Origin of the sequence: Kitasatospora sp. Root107, assembly GCF_001424875.1 — a bacterium.
Taxonomy (GTDB): domain Bacteria; phylum Actinomycetota; class Actinomycetes; order Streptomycetales; family Streptomycetaceae; genus Kitasatospora.
Map to the genome: position 1 here is coordinate 54,140 of NZ_LMCT01000067.1, position 17,538 is coordinate 71,677.

A 17,538-nucleotide genomic window follows, 5' to 3' on the forward strand; every position below is an offset into this window, starting at 1 on the left:
TGACCCCGCCTCAGACGACTTCGGCCCCCCGGTCATTGACCGGGGGGCCGAAGCGTTGGAGCGGGTGACGAGAATCGAACTCGCGTGACCAGTTTGGAAGACTGGGGCTCTACCATTGAGCTACACCCGCATGTGGTGCCGGAGCACACAGTGACCTCGGGGCCGTTGCCGGTCGCGAGGACAGGGCCAGCGTACCTGGTCGGGTCGGTTGCTCGCACACCGCTTTGGCGGTTCGGCCCGTTCGGCGGGTCTCCGATATGACCAATGGGGCGGCTTGGGTGGCGTGTACGCTTCCTCTCGGCACCACGGGGTGTGGCGCAGCTTGGTAGCGCGTCCGCTTTGGGAGCGGAAGGCCGTCGGTTCGAATCCGGCCACCCCGACAGTGCGGCAGGGTCTCGTCAACGGGCGGGGCCCTGTTGGCGTTTGGGGATGCCGGGTGGGTGCGGGGCGGGTGCGAGGAGGGTGAATTCCGGGCTCGCGCAGCGGCCGTCACAGCGGCCATCAGGGGGCCACTGTCACTCGAAGCGCGGCGCCCTGGCGTCCGCCTTTCGTGGTACCGGTAGGATGGGCCGCTGGCGGTCGTCCCTGTGGCATGTGCACAGGTCAGACCGCCCGAGGGCGAGGAGTCACGCTCACCGTCCACCCCCGTACGGGAGATGCAGCTCCAACCGCCCATCGCCCGTCTCGCCCGAACCCGATCGGCCCACGGCCGGTCGTCGGACGGCGTAGACAACCTGACCGCAAGCCCCTAGGAGACCCAACCGTGAAGAGCGCCGTCGAGACTCTGAACCCGACCCGGGTTCGACTCACCGTCGAGGTGCCCTTCGAGGAGCTCAAGCCGAGCCTCGACGCGGCTTACAAGAAGATCAACTCGCAGGTCTCGGTCCCGGGCTTCCGTAAGGGCAAGATCCCGAACCGCGTCATCGACCAGCGCTTCGGCCGTGCCGCCGTGCTGGAAGAGGCGGTCAACGACGCCCTGCCGCGCTTCTACACGCAGGCCGTCGACGAGGGCAAGATCGAGGTCCTCGGACAGCCCGACATCACCGACATCCAGGGTGTCGAGAACCTCGCCGACGGCGGTGACCTCAGCTTCGTCGCCGAGGTCGACGTGCGTCCCGAGATCACCCTCCCGGACTTCGCCGGCATCGAGGTCGTCGTCGACCCGATCGTGGTCGAGGACGAGGACGTCGAGAAGTCGCTGGAGCAGCTGCGCGAGCGCTTCTCCTCGGTCAAGGACGTCGAGCGCGCCGCCGCCGAGGGCGATGTCGTGGTCGTCGACCTCGAGGCCAAGGTCGACGGTGAGGTGCCGGACGACGGCACCGCCACCGGCGTGAGCTACGAGATCGGCTCCGGCCGCCTGCTGGACGGCATCGACGAGGCCGTCATCGGCCTGTCCGCCGGCGAGACCAAGACCTTCACCACCGAGCTCAAGGGCGGCACCCAGGCCGGCCAGAGCTCCGAGGTCACCGTCACCGTGACCGCCGTCCAGGAGAAGGAACTCCCCGAGCTGGACGACGAGTTCGCCCAGATGGCGAGCGAGTTCGACAGCCTGGAGGAGCTGAAGGACGACTCCCGCAAGCGCCTCGAGCGGATGCGCGAGTTCGACCAGGCCACCCAGGCCCAGGAGCGGGTGCTCGACGAGCTGCTGAAGCTGGTCGAGATGGACTACCCGGAGAAGCTCCTCAAGGACGAGGTCGAGACCCGCAAGCACAACCTCGAGCACCACCAGCTCGAGCCCATGGGCCTGACCCTCGAGACCTACCTCGCCACCCAGGACAAGTCCGTCGAGGACTTCGCCAAGGAGACCGAGGACCAGGCCAAGAAGGGCATCAAGACCCAGTTCGTGCTCGACGAGATCGTCGACAAGGAGAAGCTGGGCGTCAACCAGGAGGAGCTCACCGAGCACCTCATCCGCCGTGCGGCGGGCTCCGGCATGACGCCGGACCAGTTCGCCCAGCAGGTCGTCCAGGGCAACCAGGTGCCGCTGCTGGTCGGCGAGGTCGCCCGTGGCAAGGCGCTGGCGCTGGTGGTCGAGGCCGCCAAGGTCACCGACACCAACGGTGACGTCGTCTCCTTCGAGGACGACGAGGACGAGGACGCCGCCGAGGCGTCGACCGAGGCTGTCGAGGCTTCGGCCGAGACCACCGAGGCCTGATTCCCCCGGTAGTACCGAGCTGTTCCGGACGGCCCGGACACCCCGTCAGCGGGGTGTCCGGGCCGTCCGTTGTTCCCGCTCCGACCCTGCGCTCACAGCGAACAGTTCTGCGTGGGGGATTCTGCGGCCGGGCCTGCGCGTTAGGGTCCTTAGACAGTGACATTCACGCAGTGATATCTAGCTGTGCGACAGAGCGGCGGCTGTAGCGCGGCCGTCCAATTCGACTGAGCAGGTGGCTAAGTGACGTTCCCGCAGATGCAGATGCCTGGCCTGATGGCGCCGCACGCCGCCGGTGGTGACGTGCTCGGCGGCCTGGGAGACCAGGTCTACAACCGGCTGCTCAACGAGCGGATCATCTTCCTCGGCCAGCAGGTCGACGACGATATCGCCAACAAGATCACGGCCCAGCTGCTTCTCCTTGCCGCAGACCCGGACAAGGACATCTACCTGTACATCAACTCGCCCGGCGGCTCGATCACCGCGGGCATGGCGATCTACGACACCATGCAGTACATCAAGAACGACGTGGTCACCATCGCGATGGGCATGGCGGCCTCGATGGGTCAGTTCCTGCTGACCGCGGGTGCGAAGGGCAAGCGCTTCTCGCTGCCGAACGCCAACATCCTGATGCACCAGCCCTCCGCCGGTCTCGGCGGTTCGGCCACCGACATCCGGATCCAGGCCGAGCAGCTGCTCCGTACCAAGAAGCGGATGTCCGAGCTGATCGCCGCGCACAGCGGCCAGTCGTTCGACCGGGTCACCGCGGACTCCGACCGGGACCGCTGGTTCACCCCGGAGCAGGCCAAGGAGTACGGCCTGATCGACTCGATCATGCACAGCGCCGCGGACGTTCCCGGCGGCGGCGGCACCGGCGCCTGACAGCACCGGCAGCAGACCCAACCGACCGTCACGCTTCGGAGGACCGAACACCCCATGAACACCGTGCGCACCGAGTTCACCGCCCCGAGGGCCGAGGGCCGCTACATCGTCCCGCGCTTCGTCGAGCGCACCTCGCAGGGCATCCGCGAGTACGACCCGTACGCCAAGCTGTTCGAGGAGCGCATCATCTTCCTCGGCTCCCAGGTGGACGACATCTCGGCCAACGACATCATGGCGCAGCTGCTCTGCCTGGAGTCGATGGACCCGGACCGCGAGATCCAGATGTACATCAACTCGCCCGGCGGCTCCTTCACGGCGCTGACCGCGATCTACGACACCATGCAGTACGTCAAGCCCGACATCACCACCGTCTGCATGGGCCAGGCGGCCTCCGCGGCGGCCGTGCTGCTGGCGGCGGGCACCCCCGGCAAGCGGATGGCGCTGCCGAACGCCCGGATCCTGATCCACCAGCCGTACACCGAGACCGGCCGGGGCCAGGTCTCCGACCTGGAGATCCAGGCCCGGGAGATCTTCCGGATGCGCGAGCAGCTGGAGGAGATGCTGTCCAAGCACTCCAACAAGCCGGTCGAGCAGGTCCGCGACGACATCGAGCGGGACAAGATCCTGACGGCCGAGGAGGCCCTGGAGTACGGGCTGATCGACCAGATCATCTCCACCCGGAAGTCCTCCATGACCTCCTGAACCCCGCTGGGTTCACCGGGCGGGGCATGGCACTGAGCCATGCTCCGCCTGTCTCTTCGACGGCATCTGTTCGGTATCAATTCGCCCTGGGCGTACCGCAGAGCTGTCGAAGACGGCGGAATTGGCGGCTCGGCAGAGTACCGTCGGATAGCGAGACCGATCGCTCGACGGCGACCGGTCCACAGCACCAGGCCCCGGACCCCCGCGGGGCCCCTGGCGAAGGGGAAGCACCTCGTGGCACGCATCGGAGACGGTGGCGACCTGCTCAAGTGCTCGTTCTGTGGCAAGTCCCAGAAGCAGGTGAAGAAGCTGATCGCCGGGCCTGGCGTGTACATCTGCGACGAGTGCATCGACCTGTGCAACGAGATCATCGAGGAGGAGCTCGCCGAGACCTCCGAGGTGCGTTTCGAGGAGCTCCCGAAGCCCCGTGAGATCTACGAGTTCCTGGATCAGTACGTGGTCGGCCAGGACACCGCCAAGAAGTCGCTGTCGGTCGCGGTCTACAACCACTACAAGCGCGTCCAGGCCGGCGAGGCCGGGCGCAGTGGTGGCAACGGCCGCGAGGACGCGATCGAGCTGGCGAAGTCCAACATCCTGCTGCTCGGCCCGACCGGCTCCGGCAAGACGCTGCTCGCGCAGACCCTGGCCCGGATGCTGAACGTGCCGTTCGCGATCGCCGACGCCACCGCCCTCACCGAGGCGGGTTACGTCGGCGAGGACGTCGAGAACATCCTGCTCAAGCTGATCCAGGCCGCTGACTACGACGTCAAGAAGGCCGAGACCGGGATCATCTACATCGACGAGATCGACAAGGTCGCCCGCAAGAGCGAGAACCCGTCGATCACCCGCGATGTCTCCGGCGAGGGTGTCCAGCAGGCGCTGCTGAAGATCCTGGAGGGCACCACCGCGAGTGTGCCGCCGCAGGGCGGCCGCAAGCACCCGCACCAGGAGTTCATCCAGATCGACACCACCAACGTGCTGTTCATCGTCGGCGGCGCGTTCGCCGGCCTGGAGCGGATCGTCGAGGGCCGCGCGGGTGGCAAGGGCATCGGCTTCGGTGCCAACATCCGCTCGAAGCGCGAGTCGGACAGCAGCGACCACTTCCGTTCGGTGATGCCGGAGGACCTGGTGAAGTTCGGGATGATCCCCGAGTTCATCGGGCGGCTCCCGGTGATCACCAGCGTGCACAACCTGGACCGCGAGGCGCTGCTGCAGATCCTCACCGAGCCGAAGAACGCGCTGGTCAAGCAGTACCGCAAGCTCTTCGAACTGGACGGCGTGGAGCTGGAGTTCAGCCGCGACGCGCTGGAGGCGATCGCCGACCAGGCGATCCTGCGCGGCACCGGTGCCCGTGGCCTGCGGGCCATCATGGAGGAGGTGCTGATGTCCGTGATGTACGAGGTGCCGTCCCGGCAGGACGTGGCCCGCGTGGTGGTCACCGGCGACGTGGTCTCCAAGCACGCGATCCCGACCCTGGTCCCGCGCGACATGATCAAGCGTGAGCGGCGCGACAAGAGCGCCTGACCCGCAGTCAGCAGAACGGCCCCGCACCCTGTGAAGGGTGCGGGGCCTTCTCGTTGTCACGGACTACTTGGCGACCACCACGAGATCCCGGATCGCCCGGGCCTGGTCGGCGGCCTGGGTCAGGGAGACCGGGGTGGTCTTGCCGGTCAGGGAGACCTTGATGAAGGCGACCGTGCCGACGGTGGAGTGGTTGGCCCAGACACAGAGCGGGACGTCCATGGTCCCCATCGACGCGACGCCGCAGGAGAGCTTGCCGCCCGGGTCCTTCTCGTCCTTGGCGTCGACCGAGGCCAGCGGGGTCTTCCAGGTCACCTTCTCGTCGGCGCCGGCGTTGGCGCCGGTGGCGAACCTCTCGGTGCCTGCCTTGATGACGGCAGCCGGATCGCTGAACTTGCCCCACGAACCGCCGATGGCGATCGTGTCCGTCGCGTCCTTGCCCTTGAGGTAGCTCGCGGAGATGCCACCGTCGTACGCGATGCCCCCCGTGCCGAGTGCACCGGCCGACTCGGGCTTGGTCGACTTCTGGGTGTAGCCGCCGGGCAGCGTGGCCGGGGCGGCCAGCTTGTACTTGCCCAGAGTGGAGTTACCGGCGCTGCTGCTGCCGCCGCCGGGCGAGTCGGAGCTGGTCAGCGCCCAGACGCCGATGCCGCCACCGACCAGCACCAGCGCACCGATCACCAGGCCGATCACCAGCCCGGCGCTGCTCTTCTTCGGCTCGCCCGGCCCGCCGAACTGCTGGCCGTACGGCTGCTGCCCGTACGGGGGCTGCGGCGCGCCGTACTGCGGGGCCTGCCCGTACGGCGGCGGGGTGCCGAACTGGGGTGCGGGGGACTGCTGTTGGGGCTGGCCGAACTGCGGCGGGCCCGGCTGCTGCGGCGGCGCGCCGTACGGTCCGGCGGGCGGCTGGGCCTGGGGCGGGTAGCCGTACTGCTGGGGCGGCTGGCCGTACGGGGGCTGCGGCGCGCCGTAGGGCTGCTGCGGCGGCTGGCCGTACGGCTGCTGCGGCTGTTGCGGCGGCTGGCCCTGCGGATACTGCTGCCCCGGCCCGTTCATCGGTCTCCCCCACGTCGGTTGTGACTGTTCGTCAGTGCGCGCCAGACGGGCGTGCGAGTATCGGGGCACGGTATCGCACGCGTCAAGACCGGCCCCGTCCGGGTGGTCGCCGGGGAAGGCGGTCGAAGCCGGTCCCCAGGTTTACGTAAACTGTGTGTCGTGACCGACACGACGAACCAGCGCCCCGGAACCTTCGACGGGGACAACGCAGCCACCCTCCCGACGACCTACGCCCCGGCGGAGGTAGAGGGCGTGCTGTACGAGCGCTGGGAGGAACGCGGTTACTTCACCGCCGACGCCAAGAGCGACAAGCCCGCGTACACCATCGTCATCCCGCCGCCGAACGTCACCGGTGCGCTGCACCTCGGCCATGCCTTCCAGCACACCCTGATGGACGCCCTGACGCGCCGGAAGCGGATGCAGGGTTTCGAGACGCTCTGGCTGCCCGGCATGGACCACGCCGGTATCGCCACCCAGAACAAGGTGGAGCAGCAGCTCGCCGAGTCCGGCCTGTCCCGGCACGACCTGGGCCGGGAGGCCTTCGTCGAGAAGGTCTGGGAGTGGAAGGAGAACTACGGCGGCCGGATCCTCGGCCAGATGCGCCGCCTCGGCGACGGCGTGGACTGGTCGCGCGAGCGCTTCACCATGGACGAGGGCCTGTCCAAGGCCGTCCAGACCATCTTCAAGAAGCTCTTCGACGACGGCCTGATCTACCGCGCCGAGCGCATCATCAACTGGTGCCCGCGCTGCCTGACCGCGCTCTCCGACATCGAGGTGGAGCACAAGGACGTCCCCGGCGAGCTGGTCTCGATCCGCTACGGCGAGGGCGAGGACTCGCTGGTCGTCGCCACCACCCGGGCCGAGACGATGCTCGGTGACACCGCGGTCGCCGTCCACCCCGACGACGAGCGCTACCGGCACCTGGTCGGCCGCACCATCAAGCTGCCGCTGACGGACCGTGAGATCCCGGTCGTCGCCGACGAGCACGTCGACCCGGAGTTCGGCACCGGCGCCGTCAAGGTGACCCCGGCGCACGACCCGAACGACTTCGCCATCGGCCAGCGCCACGGCCTGCCGAACCTGACCGTGATGGACGAGCACGGCGCGATCACCGTGCACGGCCCCTTCCTCGGCCTGGACCGCCTGGAGGCCCGCTCGGCCGTGGTCGGCGCACTGCGCGAGCAGGGCCGGATCGTCGCCGAGAAGCGTCCGTACGACCACTCCGTTGGTCACTGCTCGCGCTGCCACACCATCGTCGAGCCGCGGCTGTCGCTGCAGTGGTGGGTCAAGGTCGAACCGCTGGCGCAGGCCGCCGGCGACGCGGTCCGCGACGGCCGGGTGGACATCCACCCGAAGGAGCTGGAGCGCCGGTACTTCGACTGGGTCGACAACATGTACGACTGGTGCATCTCGCGCCAGCTCTGGTGGGGCCACCGGATCCCGGTCTGGTACGGCCCCGAGGGCCAGGTCGTCTGCGTCGGCCCGGACGAGCAGCCGCCGGCCGGCGAGGGCTGGCACCAGGACCCGGACGTGCTGGACACCTGGTTCTCCTCCGGCCTGTGGCCGTTCTCGACCCTCGGCTGGCCGGAGCAGACCCCGGACCTGGAGAAGTTCTACGCCACCGACGTGCTGGTCACCGGCCACGACATCATCTTCTTCTGGGTCGCCCGGATGATGATGTTCGGCCTGTACGCGATGGACGGTCAGGCGCCGTTCCGCACGGTCGCGTTGACCGGCCTGGTCCGCGACCAGTTCGGCAAGAAGATGTCCAAGTCCTCCGGCACCGCGGTCGACCCGCTGGACTGGATGGACGAGTACGGCGCGGACGCAGTCCGGTTCACCCTGGCCAGCGGTGCCAACCCCGGTGCGGACGTGCCGGTCGGCGAGGACTGGGTCAAGGGCTCGGGCAAGTTCTGCAACAAGATCTGGAACGCCACCCGGTTCGCGCTGATGAACGGCGCCACGGTCGAGGGCCCGCTGCCCGCGCCCGAGGAGCTCACCGCGGTCGACCGCTGGATCCTGTCCCGGCTGAACGCGACCATCGCCGAGGTGGACGCGTTCTACGAGGACTACGAGTTCGCCAAGGTCTCGGACACCCTGTACCACTTCGCCTGGGACGAGGTGTTCGACTGGTACGTCGAGCTCTCCAAGACCACGCTGTTCGCGGGCGGCCCGCAGGCCGACGCGGCCCGCCGGGTGCTCGGTGAGGTGCTGGACAAGACCCTGCGCCTGCTGCACCCGATCGTCCCGTTCGTCACCGAGACGCTGTGGACCACGCTGACCGGCGGGGAGTCGCTGGTGATCGCCGAGTGGCCGAAGGCCGACGCCAGCCGGATCGACGCCGCCGCCGAGGCCGAGGTCGCCACCGTCCAGCAGGTGGTCACCGAGGTCCGCCGGTTCCGCTCCGACCAGGATCTGAACCCGGGTCAGCGGGTGCCCGCCCGGCTCGAGCTGGCCGGCACCGCGCTGGCCGTGCACGAGGCTGCGATCCGTTCGCTGGCGCGGCTGACCGAGCCCGAGGAGGGCTTCACCGCCACCGCCTCGCTGCCGGTCGCCGGTGTCACCGTGGCGCTCGACCTGTCCGGCACCATCGACGTGCCGGCCGAGCGCAAGCGCCTGGCCAAGGACCTGGCCGCCGCCGAGAAGGAGAAGGTGCAGGCCACCGCCAAGCTCGGCAACGAGGCCTTCCTGGCCAAGGCCCCGGACGAGGTGGTGGCCAAGATCAAGGGCCGCCTGACCGCCGCCGAGGCCGACATCGTCCGGATCACCGCCCAGCTGGCGTCGCTGCCACAGGGCTGACCGTCCACTGAGGGCCGTACCTCCGCGCATCGTTACGCGGAGGTACGGCCCTCAGTGTTTGGCGGCGCAAAGGAAGTTGATTACCCGTTGGCTATTTCCTGAACCCGGCCGAGTTCCGGATAGCCCGTTCGGCCGAATTGCATCACGTACGCCGGCCGACGGCGGATGTGCACGAAGAGTTCGAAAGCGGAGAAGGCGGACGGCGGCGCGGGCAGGACATCGGCATACCGGGGTCGAACGCCGGGCCGTGATCGAGTCGATGGGCGGCATGGTGGCGGCGCGTTCGGTCCGGGTCGCCGGCAGACCCTGGACGCGGTGCCGCCGGAGCCCGCAGGCGACGTGATGGGCCAGGGCATCGTGAATCAGTGAATTCCTGAATTGGCGTTCGGCCGATCGGGTCTGGTTCTTTTGCGCGCGGGTTAAGGGGCGTTTGCAGTTCGACTGTGTACGGTAAGTGGGAGTTCTGGGCAGCGGATGTCGACTGACGGGAGGGCACGGCGTGGTGGTGACCAAGGAGTTGGCCGACGAACTGCCTGCGGAGGCGGTGGACGTGGCCAAGGCCAGGGCGGCGGCGCTGCTGATCGCCTTCCGACACGGCAACCAACTCGCCTTCGACCGCGAGCTGGAGCGCCTGCTGGCCGACCAGGCCGAGCAGGAGGTGACCACCCTGCTGGTGTGGATCGCCGCCGAGGCGGTCCGCAAGGCGTACGCGCCCGAGGTCGCCGACCGGGTGCTGCGCGGCCTGGCCAGGATCGCTCCGGCGGACACCTCCGGGGTCGCGGTGGACGAGGAACTCGTGGACGTGGCCGAGCTGGTGGAGGCCGTCGACGCCGGTGACGTGGGCACCGTCCGCTCGCTGGTCGCCTCGACCCCGGACACCACCTTCCTGGTCGGCGGACTGCTCCAGGCGGTGGCGATGATGCTCCCCTTCCTCCCCGACGGGGAGTTGGGGGAGATCACCGCCGAACTCCGGCACCGGCACGGCGCCCGGAGCATCCCGCGCCAGGCCTAGGCCTAGGCCGATGCCGAGAGCCCGGTGCCGGTTACGGCATGCCGTGCAGGTGGCCGCCGACGGTGGAGGCGATGCCGCCGCCCGCCTTGGCGTCCCAGTTGGTCGACCAGGTCATCGCGCCGCCGATGCCGGGCCACTTGGTGTCCGGCTTGAAGGTGCCGCAGTTGGTGCCCTGGGCCAGGCAGTCCAGCGCCGCGTTGACCACGCCCGGGCTGACGTAGCCGCCGCCGGCCGCGCTGGTGGAGGCCGGGACGCCGAGGCCGACCTGCCGGGGCTCCAGGCCGTTCTTGAGCTGGATGCAGGCCAGCGCGGTAAGGAAGTTGACCGTCCCCTGGGCGTAGACGTTGCCGTCGCAGCCGAGCATGGTGCCGGAGTTGTAGTACTGCATGTTGACGATCGTGAGGATGTCCTTCACGTTCAGCGCCAGCTTGAAGTACTCCGCCCCGGCCGACTGCATGTCGATGGTCTGCGGCGCCATGGTGAGCACGAAGCCGCTGCCGACCCTGCTCGCCAGCGAGTGCAGGGCCTGGCCCATGTAGGTGGCGCTGACGCCGTTCTCCAGGTCGATGTCGATCCCGTTGAAGCCGTACTCCTGGATCACCGCGTACGCGGTGTCGGCGAAGTTGCCGGCGGAGGCCGAACTGTTCACCGAGACGGTGCCGTTCTGGCCGCCGACCGAGACGACCACCTTCTTGCCGGCCGCCTTCTTGGCCGCGATGTCGGCCTTGAACTGCGCGACGGTGTAACCACCGAGGCGGCTGGAGAGCGTGCTGTCCAGGGTGAAGCTGATCCCGCCCGCGCTGCCGGTGGCGTCGGCGAAGGAGACCGCGATGATGTCGTAGGCGGCCGGGACGTCGCTGATCTTCTGCACCGTGGCGCCGTTGTCGAAGTTCTGCCAGTAGCCGGTCAGCAGGTGCTTGTTGGTCGGCGGCGGGGTGGTCGGGCTGCCGCTCGGGCTGGGACTGGGGCTCGGGCTGGGACTCGGGCTGGGTGACGGAGTGGCCGTCACGCTGGTGCTGGGCTTGGGGGTGGTCACGCTGGTGGAGGGCTTGGGGTCACCCGGCCCGAACAGTGAGATGTCGTCCATCAGGAAGGAGCCCTGGCCGTACCAGCCGTGCAGGTAGACCGTGACGTTGGAGGCGCTCGCCCCGGTGGTGAAGGTGGTCGTCAGCTTGGTCCAACTGGTGCCGTTGGTCCAGGTGCTGGGGTCGCTGCCGCCGGTGCCGGTGGCGCCCAGGTAGACGTACGGGCCGAGCACCCAGGCGCTCAGCGTGTAGGTGGACGAGGGCTTGACCGGAGCGGTGGTGGTGCACTGGCCGTTGTCACTGGCGGTGGGGGTGACCTTCAGGACGAAGCCGTGGGTGGGGTCGGTGGCGGGCTGGCCGGAGCTGTTGGAGCACGTCCAGGGGAAGACGTGGTTGCCGTTGTCCAGGCCGCCGTTCTCGATCAACTCCACGTTGGTGGCGGCGGCCTGGGCACCTGGGGTGGCCAGCAGCAGGCCGACCAGGGCCAGCGCCGTCGAGACCAGGCCGATGAGCAGGAGGCTGAGCTTGCCGTGCGGTCTTGCGCGCATGCCATCTCCATGTGGGGGAGTGAGGATGGTGCGGTGCAGGGTCAAGTCCTGGTCTGTACCAGTGACTTGTGTCACAAGGTGGAGTAGACCAATCCCGCTGTCAAGACCGTCGCCGGAATGCGTCAGACAGCCGGCCGTCCCGGTTCGGCCACTGCCAGGGTGAGCCGGGCGATCCGGGCGGAGGCCGAACCACCAGCAGCGGGCGGCCGAGCACGGTGCACTCCTCCTGCACGCCGCCGGAGTCGGAGACCAGCAGCGCGGCGTGCCTGGCCAGCCCGAGGAAGTCGCCGTAGCCGACCGGCTCGGTGACCGTCAGGCGGGCCAACAGCGGCTGCAGGCCGTGCCGTTCGACGGCGGCCCGGGTCCGCGGGTGGATCGGGAAGAGCACCGCGGTGCCCGCCGCGGCGAGCGCGTCCAGCTCGCCGAGCACCGCGCCGAGCGCCTCGGCGGTGTCGGTGTTCTCCGGCCGGTGCACGGTGGCCAGCACGTAGTCGTCGACGCGCAGCCCGTACCGGGTCAGCAGCGCGGCCCGGGCCCCGGCGTCCGGGAGCTGACGGTGCACCACCTCGACCACGGTGTTGCCGGTCAGTGCGATGGCCCGCTCGGTCAGCGCCTCGGTGCGCAGGTTGGCGGCGTTCTCCTCGGTGGTGGCGCAGAGCAGGTCGGCGATGTGGTCGACCACGGCCAGGGCGGCGTTGGTGTCGCCCTGCACCACCACGGCGCCGGGGCGCTCGGCGGTGAAGGCGGCGTCCAGCTGCTCCAGCGAGGCGGCGATCTGCCCGGCGCGCGGCCTGCCGCCCACGCCGGAGAGCAACTCCGGTCCGGGCAGGTCGAGTTCACGCAGGAAGCGGCCGGACATCGCCTCGTCCCAGTGCTGGCCGGTGTGCACCAGTCGTGCGGCGGGCCCGAGTTCGTGGATCAGCGGGGCGAGCTTGACCAGCTCGGGGCGGGTGCCCAGCACCACGGCGATCCGGCTGCCGGTGAAGTTCGGGAGGGAGCGGTCGGGGAGACAGGGCAAGGTCATCGGACGGTTCCGTTCAGGCTTCGAGCGCGGTCGGGGCACCGGCGGCGATCCGCTCGGTGTTGCGGCGGGTCTTCGCCCAGCCGTTGCGGCCGAGCAGCAGCCGGACGGCGGCCCGGGTGGCCACCAGGAAGACGTAGTACGCGTACAGCCAGAGCGCCAAACCCCAGAGCAGGCCCAGCAGTCGGCTCCGGTCGGGGTACCCGGTGCGGCGGTAGGCCCAAGCCTCAGCCGACCAGCGGCAGCGCGGCGAGCACGAAGGCGAGCAGCATCAGCGGGCCGTACGTGGCCTCGAAGGCGGCCGCGTCCGCACTGAAGAAGATCCGGGTGGCCAGCGAGATGCCGAGCGAGACCGGAAGGAGCAGTACGAGCAGGACCGCGACCACGGGCTGCAGGAAGGTGTACATCACCTCGGCCTTGCCGGCCAGGGAGTAGTGCTTCGACCCCAGCACCCGCCGGGTGTACCGCAGGCACCGCATGTTGCCCTGCGCCCAGCGGGTCCGCTGGGCCAGGAAGCGGCGGCCCGAGACCAGGCCCTCCTGCGCCACCCCGGCCTCCTGCACATGCGTCAACCGGTAACCGGCGAGCCGGAGTTCGAGGCCGGACTCGCAGTCCTCCAGCAGCGCCCGCTCGGGCCAGGGGCGCTGCCCGTCGCCCGCTGACCAGGGCAAGGGTGTCGGGGCCGAGCTCGCCGTCGGCGTCGATCACGCCGAGCACCACCCATCAGCTCGCGGGTGCGGTCCTGGCTGTCGTCGTCCACCACCCAGAGGTGGGCCTCGGGGGAGGACCGGCGCAGCCCGGCGAGGGTCTGCCCGACCACCGCCTCCTCGTCCCGGCAGGGGATCACCGGATGCCACCGGAAGGCGGCCGGATCGCTCGGTTCGGCGGGTCGGTCGTGCCGGAAGGCGTGGGCCGAGCCGGCTCAGTAGAGCAGGAACCGGCCGAACATCAGGACCATGTACGCCGGCAGGGCCAGGGAGAGCAGCTGGGCCGTCCACAGCACCTGGGTCTGGTGGCTGAGGAAGGAGGCGTGAACGGCATCCATTGCAAGGCTCCATCGGCGAAATGATCTTCGATTTGATGGTGATTTGCTTCATTTATCATCTATTCACATGGTAAATCTCTGTCTTGGCCAATCCTTTGCCAGGTGATGGCGCTCACGCGAGTCGTGGACCACCCGGACGGGAGCGCGGCAGCGGCTCCGTAGACTGGGCGCGTGAGCGACAAGGCCCCGCAGAACCCGTACACGATCCGCCCCAACGACCCGGACTCCGCCGACCCGGCCGGTGAGTTGCGCGAGATCGAGACCGCCCTCTCCACCCGCTGGCCGGAGAACAAGCTGGAGCCGTCACTCGACCGGATGGCCGCGCTGATGGACATCCTCGGCCAGCCCCAGCGGGCGTACCCGTCGATCCACATCACCGGCACCAACGGCAAGACCTCGACGGCCCGGATGATCGAGCAGCTGCTGCTCGCCTTCGAGCTGCGCACCGGGCGCTACACCAGCCCGCACGTCGAGTCGGTGACCGAGCGGATCAGTCTGGACGGCGCGCCGATCAGCGTCGCTAAGTTCATCGAGACCTACCGCGACATCGAGCCCTACGTGCAGATGGTCGACGCCCAGCAGCCGATCCCGATGTCCTTCTTCGAGGTGCTCACCGGCATGGCGTACGCCGTCTTCGCCGACACCCCGGTGGACGTCGCGGTGATCGAGGTCGGCATGGGCGGCTCCTGGGACGCCACCAACGTGATCGACGCCGCCGTCGCGGTGATCACCCCGGTCGGCCTGGACCACACCGACCGGCTCGGCGACACCACCGGCAAGATCGCCACCGAGAAGGCCGGCGTGATCAAGGCGGACGCGCTCGCGGTGGTCTCCCAGCAGCCGCTGGACGCCGCCGAGGCGATCCTGCGGCGCGCGGTCGAGGTGGAAGCCACCGTCGCCCGCGAGGGCATGGAGTTCGGGGTGATCCACCGTGAGGTCGCGGTCGGCGGACAGCTGGTGACGATCCGTGGACTCGGCGGCGCCGAGTACGAGGACATCTTCCTCCCGCTGCACGGCGCCCACCAGGCGCACAACGCGGCGCTCGCGCTCACCGCGGTCGAGGCCTTCTTCGGCGTCGGCGGCGCCCGGGGCGGCTCGCTGGACGCGGAGAAGATCCGGGCCGCGTTCGCCGGCGTCAGCTCGCCCGGCCGGCTGGAGGTGGTCCGCCGCAGCCCCACCGTGATCCTGGACGCCGCGCACAACCCGCACGGGGCCGAGGCCAGCGTCGCGGCGATCGCCGAGTCGTTCGCCTTCAACAAGCTGGTCGGCGTGGTCGCCACCAGCGGCGACAAGGACGCCTCGGGCTTCCTGGCAGCCTTCGAGCCGATCCTGGCCGAGGTGGTCATCACCGAGAACTCCACCCACCGGGCCACGCCGGTGGACCAGCTGGCCGCGATCGCGGTGGAGATCTTCGGCGAGGACCGGGTCCGGATCGAACCCCGGCTGGACGACGCCATCGACGCCGCCGTCACGATGGCCGAGGACGAGGACCTGGGCGGTGCCGGGGTCCTCATCACCGGCTCCGTGATCACCGTCGGCGAGGCCCGCATCCTGCTCGGGAGGAAGTGACATGCGCGTTCTCTGTTCCTCGACGCTGATCGGCGAGGCCCTGCTGATCATGTTCGCGGCGCTGGTCGCGATGCAGCTCTCGGACGTCTCCACCGCGACGGTCTGGATCGTCAGCGGGATCGCGATGCTGCTCTGTGTGCTGCTCTGCGGCGCGATCACCCGGCCGGGAGCGGTGGCAGTCGGCTGGGCGCTCCAGATCGGACTGATCGTCAGCGGCTTCGTGCTGCCCACCATGTTCGGGCTCGGTCTGGTCTTCGCCGCACTCTGGTGGTGCTCGGTCCACTACGGCCGCCGCATCGACGAGATCAAGGCCGCCCGGGAGGCCGCCACCGCATAGACCCTCCGGTCCCGAAGATCGGGGCGCGCTCACGCAAGGTAGCCTTTCGGGTGACCGACCCCTAGTCCCCAGGAGCCGTTACCGTGTCGCAGCGCACTCTCGTCCTGCTCAAGCCCGACGCCGTCAAGCGCGGCCTGGCCGGCGAGATCATCAGCCGGATCGAGCGCAAGGCCGGCTGGCAGCTCGCCGCTGTCGAGCTGCGCACCTTCGACCGGGAGACGCTGGAGCAGCACTACGCCGAGCACGTCGGCCGCCCGTTCTACGAGCCGCTGCTCGAGTTCATGACCTCGGGCCCGTCGATGGCGCTGATCGTCGAGGGCGAGAACGTCGTCCCCGGCATCCGCGCGCTGGCCGGTGCCACCGACCCGCTGCAGGCGGGCCCCGGCACCATCCGCGGTGACTTCGCCACCATCACCCGGGAGAACCTGATCCACGCCTCCGACTCCGAGGCGTCGGCCGAGCGCGAGATCAAGATCTTCTTCCCGGCCCAGGCCTGACGGTCCGGGCCTGACGGGCCCTCACCTGGTCGGACCACGCACCACCAGGCCCGACCAGGTGAATCCAGGCGTTTCATCCTCAAATACGGAACTCGAAGCCCCGACACGGCGTCCCAATCCTCGGAGATGCCGAGCAGCCGCCGGAGAATGGGCAGCACGCCGTACCTCGCAGTCCGAGACGACCGGCGTGGCTACGATGGAGCACAACTCACGGGCTCGGTACGGCTGGTCAGCCGTCGTCCGCCCCCATCTCCCCGCCATCTGATTCCGAGCTCGGGAAGGCACCACACACCCCATGGCCAACAATCTGTCGTTCATCGGCCGTGACATGGCGATCGACCTGGGCACTGCCAACACGCTGGTGTACGTCAGGGGCAAGGGGATCGTCCTCAACGAGCCCTCCGTGGTCGCGGTGAACACCAACACCGGTGGCATCCTGGCGGTCGGGTCCGAGGCGAAGAAGATGATCGGGCGCACGCCCGGCAACATCGTCGCCATCCGCCCGCTCAAGGACGGCGTGATCGCCGACTTCGAGATCACCGAGCGGATGCTGCGGTACTTCATCCTCAAGATCCACAAGCGTCGCTACCTGGCCCGCCCCCGAGTGGTGGTCTGCGTGCCCAGCGGCATCACCGGAGTCGAGCGCCGCGCCGTGATCGAGGCCAGCTCGCAGGCCGGCGCGCGCCAGGTGCACATCATCGAGGAGCCGATGGCGGCCGCGATCGGCGCCGGGCTTCCGGTGCACGAGGCCACCGGCAACATGGTGGTGGACATCGGCGGCGGCACCACCGAGGTCGCGGTGATCTCGCTCGGCGGGATCGTCACCGCGCAGTCCATCCGGGTGGCCGGCGACGAGCTGGACAACGCGATCGTGCAGCACATCAAGAAGGAGTACAGCCTCCTGCTCGGTGAGCGCAGCGCGGAGCAGATCAAGATGAGCATCGGCTCGGCCTTCGCCCTGGAGGGCGAGAAGGACGAGCACGCCGAGATCCGTGGCCGTGACCTGGTCAGCGGTCTGCCGAAGACCGTGGTGATCTCCGCGGCCGAGGTCCGCGAGGCGATCGACGAGCCGGTCAACTCCATCATCGACGCGGTGAAGACCACCCTGGACCAGTGCCCGCCGGAGCTGGCGGGCGATGTGATGGACCGTGGGATCGTGCTCACCGGCGGCGGCGCCCTGCTGCGCGGCCTGGACGAGCGGCTGCGCCGGGAGACCGGGATGCCGATCCACATCGCGGAGAACCCGCTCGACTCGGTCGCGCTCGGCTCCGGCAAGTGCGTCGAGGAGTTCGAGGCGCTCCAGCAGGTACTGGACGCCCAGCCCCGTCGTTGATCAGCACAACAGAAAAGTCAACCGAAGGGCCCTCAGTCG

Annotated in this window: 17 protein-coding genes and 2 tRNA genes; 11 read left to right on the forward strand and 8 right to left on the reverse strand. The window is 69.2% G+C overall.

The window, feature by feature from the left end:
• Positions 1–56 precede the first annotated feature (56 nt).
• Positions 57–130 (reverse strand) — tRNA-Gly (locus tag ASC99_RS31505).
• 176 nt (positions 131–306) lie between these two features.
• Here ASC99_RS31505 and ASC99_RS31510 point away from each other — a divergent pair.
• The 5 genes from ASC99_RS31510 to clpX all read left to right on the forward strand — a co-directional run bounded on the left by ASC99_RS31510 (position 307) and on the right by clpX (position 5,260).
• Positions 307–380: transfer RNA gene (locus tag ASC99_RS31510), tRNA-Pro, on the forward strand.
• Positions 381–763: 383 nt separating this feature from the next.
• Entirely contained in the window at positions 764–2,155 is a 1,392-nt protein-coding gene (gene tig / locus ASC99_RS31515) for a trigger factor (protein WP_057238508.1), read from the forward strand.
• Between the two features lie 261 nt (positions 2,156–2,416).
• Positions 2,417–3,034, forward strand: a complete 618-nt coding sequence (locus ASC99_RS31520; protein WP_369824370.1) for an ATP-dependent Clp protease proteolytic subunit — start codon at positions 2,417–2,419, stop codon at positions 3,032–3,034.
• Positions 3,035–3,088: 54 nt separating this feature from the next.
• Complete coding sequence (locus ASC99_RS31525; protein WP_057238513.1) at positions 3,089–3,736, forward strand: ATP-dependent Clp protease proteolytic subunit; 648 nt, start codon at positions 3,089–3,091, stop codon at positions 3,734–3,736.
• 234 nt (positions 3,737–3,970) lie between these two features.
• The gene (gene clpX, locus ASC99_RS31530; RefSeq protein WP_057238515.1) at positions 3,971–5,260 is read left to right on the forward strand and encodes an ATP-dependent Clp protease ATP-binding subunit ClpX; all 1,290 of its coding nucleotides are present in this window, start codon (positions 3,971–3,973) and stop codon (positions 5,258–5,260) included.
• Between the two features lie 63 nt (positions 5,261–5,323).
• Here the strand turns inward: clpX and ASC99_RS31535 are convergent, their stop codons facing one another.
• A complete protein-coding gene (locus ASC99_RS31535) occupies positions 5,324–6,313 on the reverse strand; it encodes a hypothetical protein (protein ID WP_057238516.1) in 990 nt (329 codons plus the stop codon).
• 159 nt (positions 6,314–6,472) lie between these two features.
• Here ASC99_RS31535 and ASC99_RS31540 point away from each other — a divergent pair, with 159 nt between their 5' ends.
• Together ASC99_RS31540 and ASC99_RS31545 are read left to right on the forward strand one after the other, a co-directional pair.
• The gene (locus tag ASC99_RS31540; protein ID WP_057238518.1) at positions 6,473–9,112 is read left to right on the forward strand and encodes a valine--tRNA ligase; all 2,640 of its coding nucleotides are present in this window, start codon (positions 6,473–6,475) and stop codon (positions 9,110–9,112) included.
• 499 nt (positions 9,113–9,611) lie between these two features.
• Positions 9,612–10,124, forward strand: coding sequence for a hypothetical protein (locus ASC99_RS31545; protein ID WP_057238520.1), 513 nt, complete (start codon positions 9,612–9,614; stop codon positions 10,122–10,124).
• Between the two features lie 31 nt (positions 10,125–10,155).
• On the opposite strand, the gene ASC99_RS31550 is transcribed toward ASC99_RS31545, so the two are convergent.
• From ASC99_RS31550 to ASC99_RS41825, 6 genes are all read right to left on the reverse strand, one after another.
• Positions 10,156–11,697 (reverse strand): chitinase, encoded by a 1,542-nt coding sequence (locus ASC99_RS31550; protein ID WP_057238522.1) that lies wholly within the window; start codon positions 11,695–11,697, stop codon positions 10,156–10,158.
• A gap of 100 nt (positions 11,698–11,797) precedes the next feature.
• On the reverse strand, positions 11,798–12,721 hold the full coding sequence (locus ASC99_RS31555; protein ID WP_057238527.1) for a UDP-N-acetyl glucosamine 2-epimerase: 924 nt from the start codon (positions 12,719–12,721) through the stop codon (positions 11,798–11,800).
• Between the two features lie 13 nt (positions 12,722–12,734).
• The gene (locus ASC99_RS41505) at positions 12,735–12,881 is read right to left on the reverse strand and encodes a hypothetical protein (RefSeq protein WP_235502864.1); all 147 of its coding nucleotides are present in this window, start codon (positions 12,879–12,881) and stop codon (positions 12,735–12,737) included.
• A gap of 64 nt (positions 12,882–12,945) precedes the next feature.
• Positions 12,946–13,389: a glycosyltransferase family 2 protein gene (locus ASC99_RS41510; RefSeq protein ID WP_057238532.1), complete on the reverse strand. Its 444-nt coding sequence runs from the start codon at positions 13,387–13,389 to the stop codon at positions 12,946–12,948.
• Entirely contained in the window at positions 13,287–13,565 is a 279-nt protein-coding gene (locus ASC99_RS41515) for a glycosyltransferase (RefSeq protein ID WP_255359299.1), read from the reverse strand. The genes ASC99_RS41510 and ASC99_RS41515 overlap by 103 nt, the downstream gene beginning before the upstream one ends.
• Before the next feature lie 75 nt (positions 13,566–13,640).
• Positions 13,641–13,763: a hypothetical protein gene (locus tag ASC99_RS41825; RefSeq protein WP_255359300.1), complete on the reverse strand. Its 123-nt coding sequence runs from the start codon at positions 13,761–13,763 to the stop codon at positions 13,641–13,643.
• A gap of 171 nt (positions 13,764–13,934) precedes the next feature.
• On the opposite strand from ASC99_RS41825, the gene ASC99_RS31565 reads away from it, so the two are divergent.
• From ASC99_RS31565 to ASC99_RS31580, 4 genes are all read left to right on the forward strand, one after another.
• On the forward strand, positions 13,935–15,332 hold the full coding sequence (locus tag ASC99_RS31565) for a folylpolyglutamate synthase/dihydrofolate synthase family protein (RefSeq protein WP_057238534.1): 1,398 nt from the start codon (positions 13,935–13,937) through the stop codon (positions 15,330–15,332).
• Position 15,333: 1 nt separating this feature from the next.
• Positions 15,334–15,669: a DUF4233 domain-containing protein gene (locus ASC99_RS31570; RefSeq protein ID WP_057238536.1), complete on the forward strand. Its 336-nt coding sequence runs from the start codon at positions 15,334–15,336 to the stop codon at positions 15,667–15,669.
• Between the two features lie 83 nt (positions 15,670–15,752).
• Positions 15,753–16,166: a nucleoside-diphosphate kinase gene (gene ndk, locus ASC99_RS31575; protein WP_057238538.1), complete on the forward strand. Its 414-nt coding sequence runs from the start codon at positions 15,753–15,755 to the stop codon at positions 16,164–16,166.
• A gap of 307 nt (positions 16,167–16,473) precedes the next feature.
• Positions 16,474–17,499: a rod shape-determining protein gene (locus tag ASC99_RS31580; protein ID WP_057239138.1), complete on the forward strand. Its 1,026-nt coding sequence runs from the start codon at positions 16,474–16,476 to the stop codon at positions 17,497–17,499.
• Positions 17,500–17,538 lie beyond the last annotated feature (39 nt).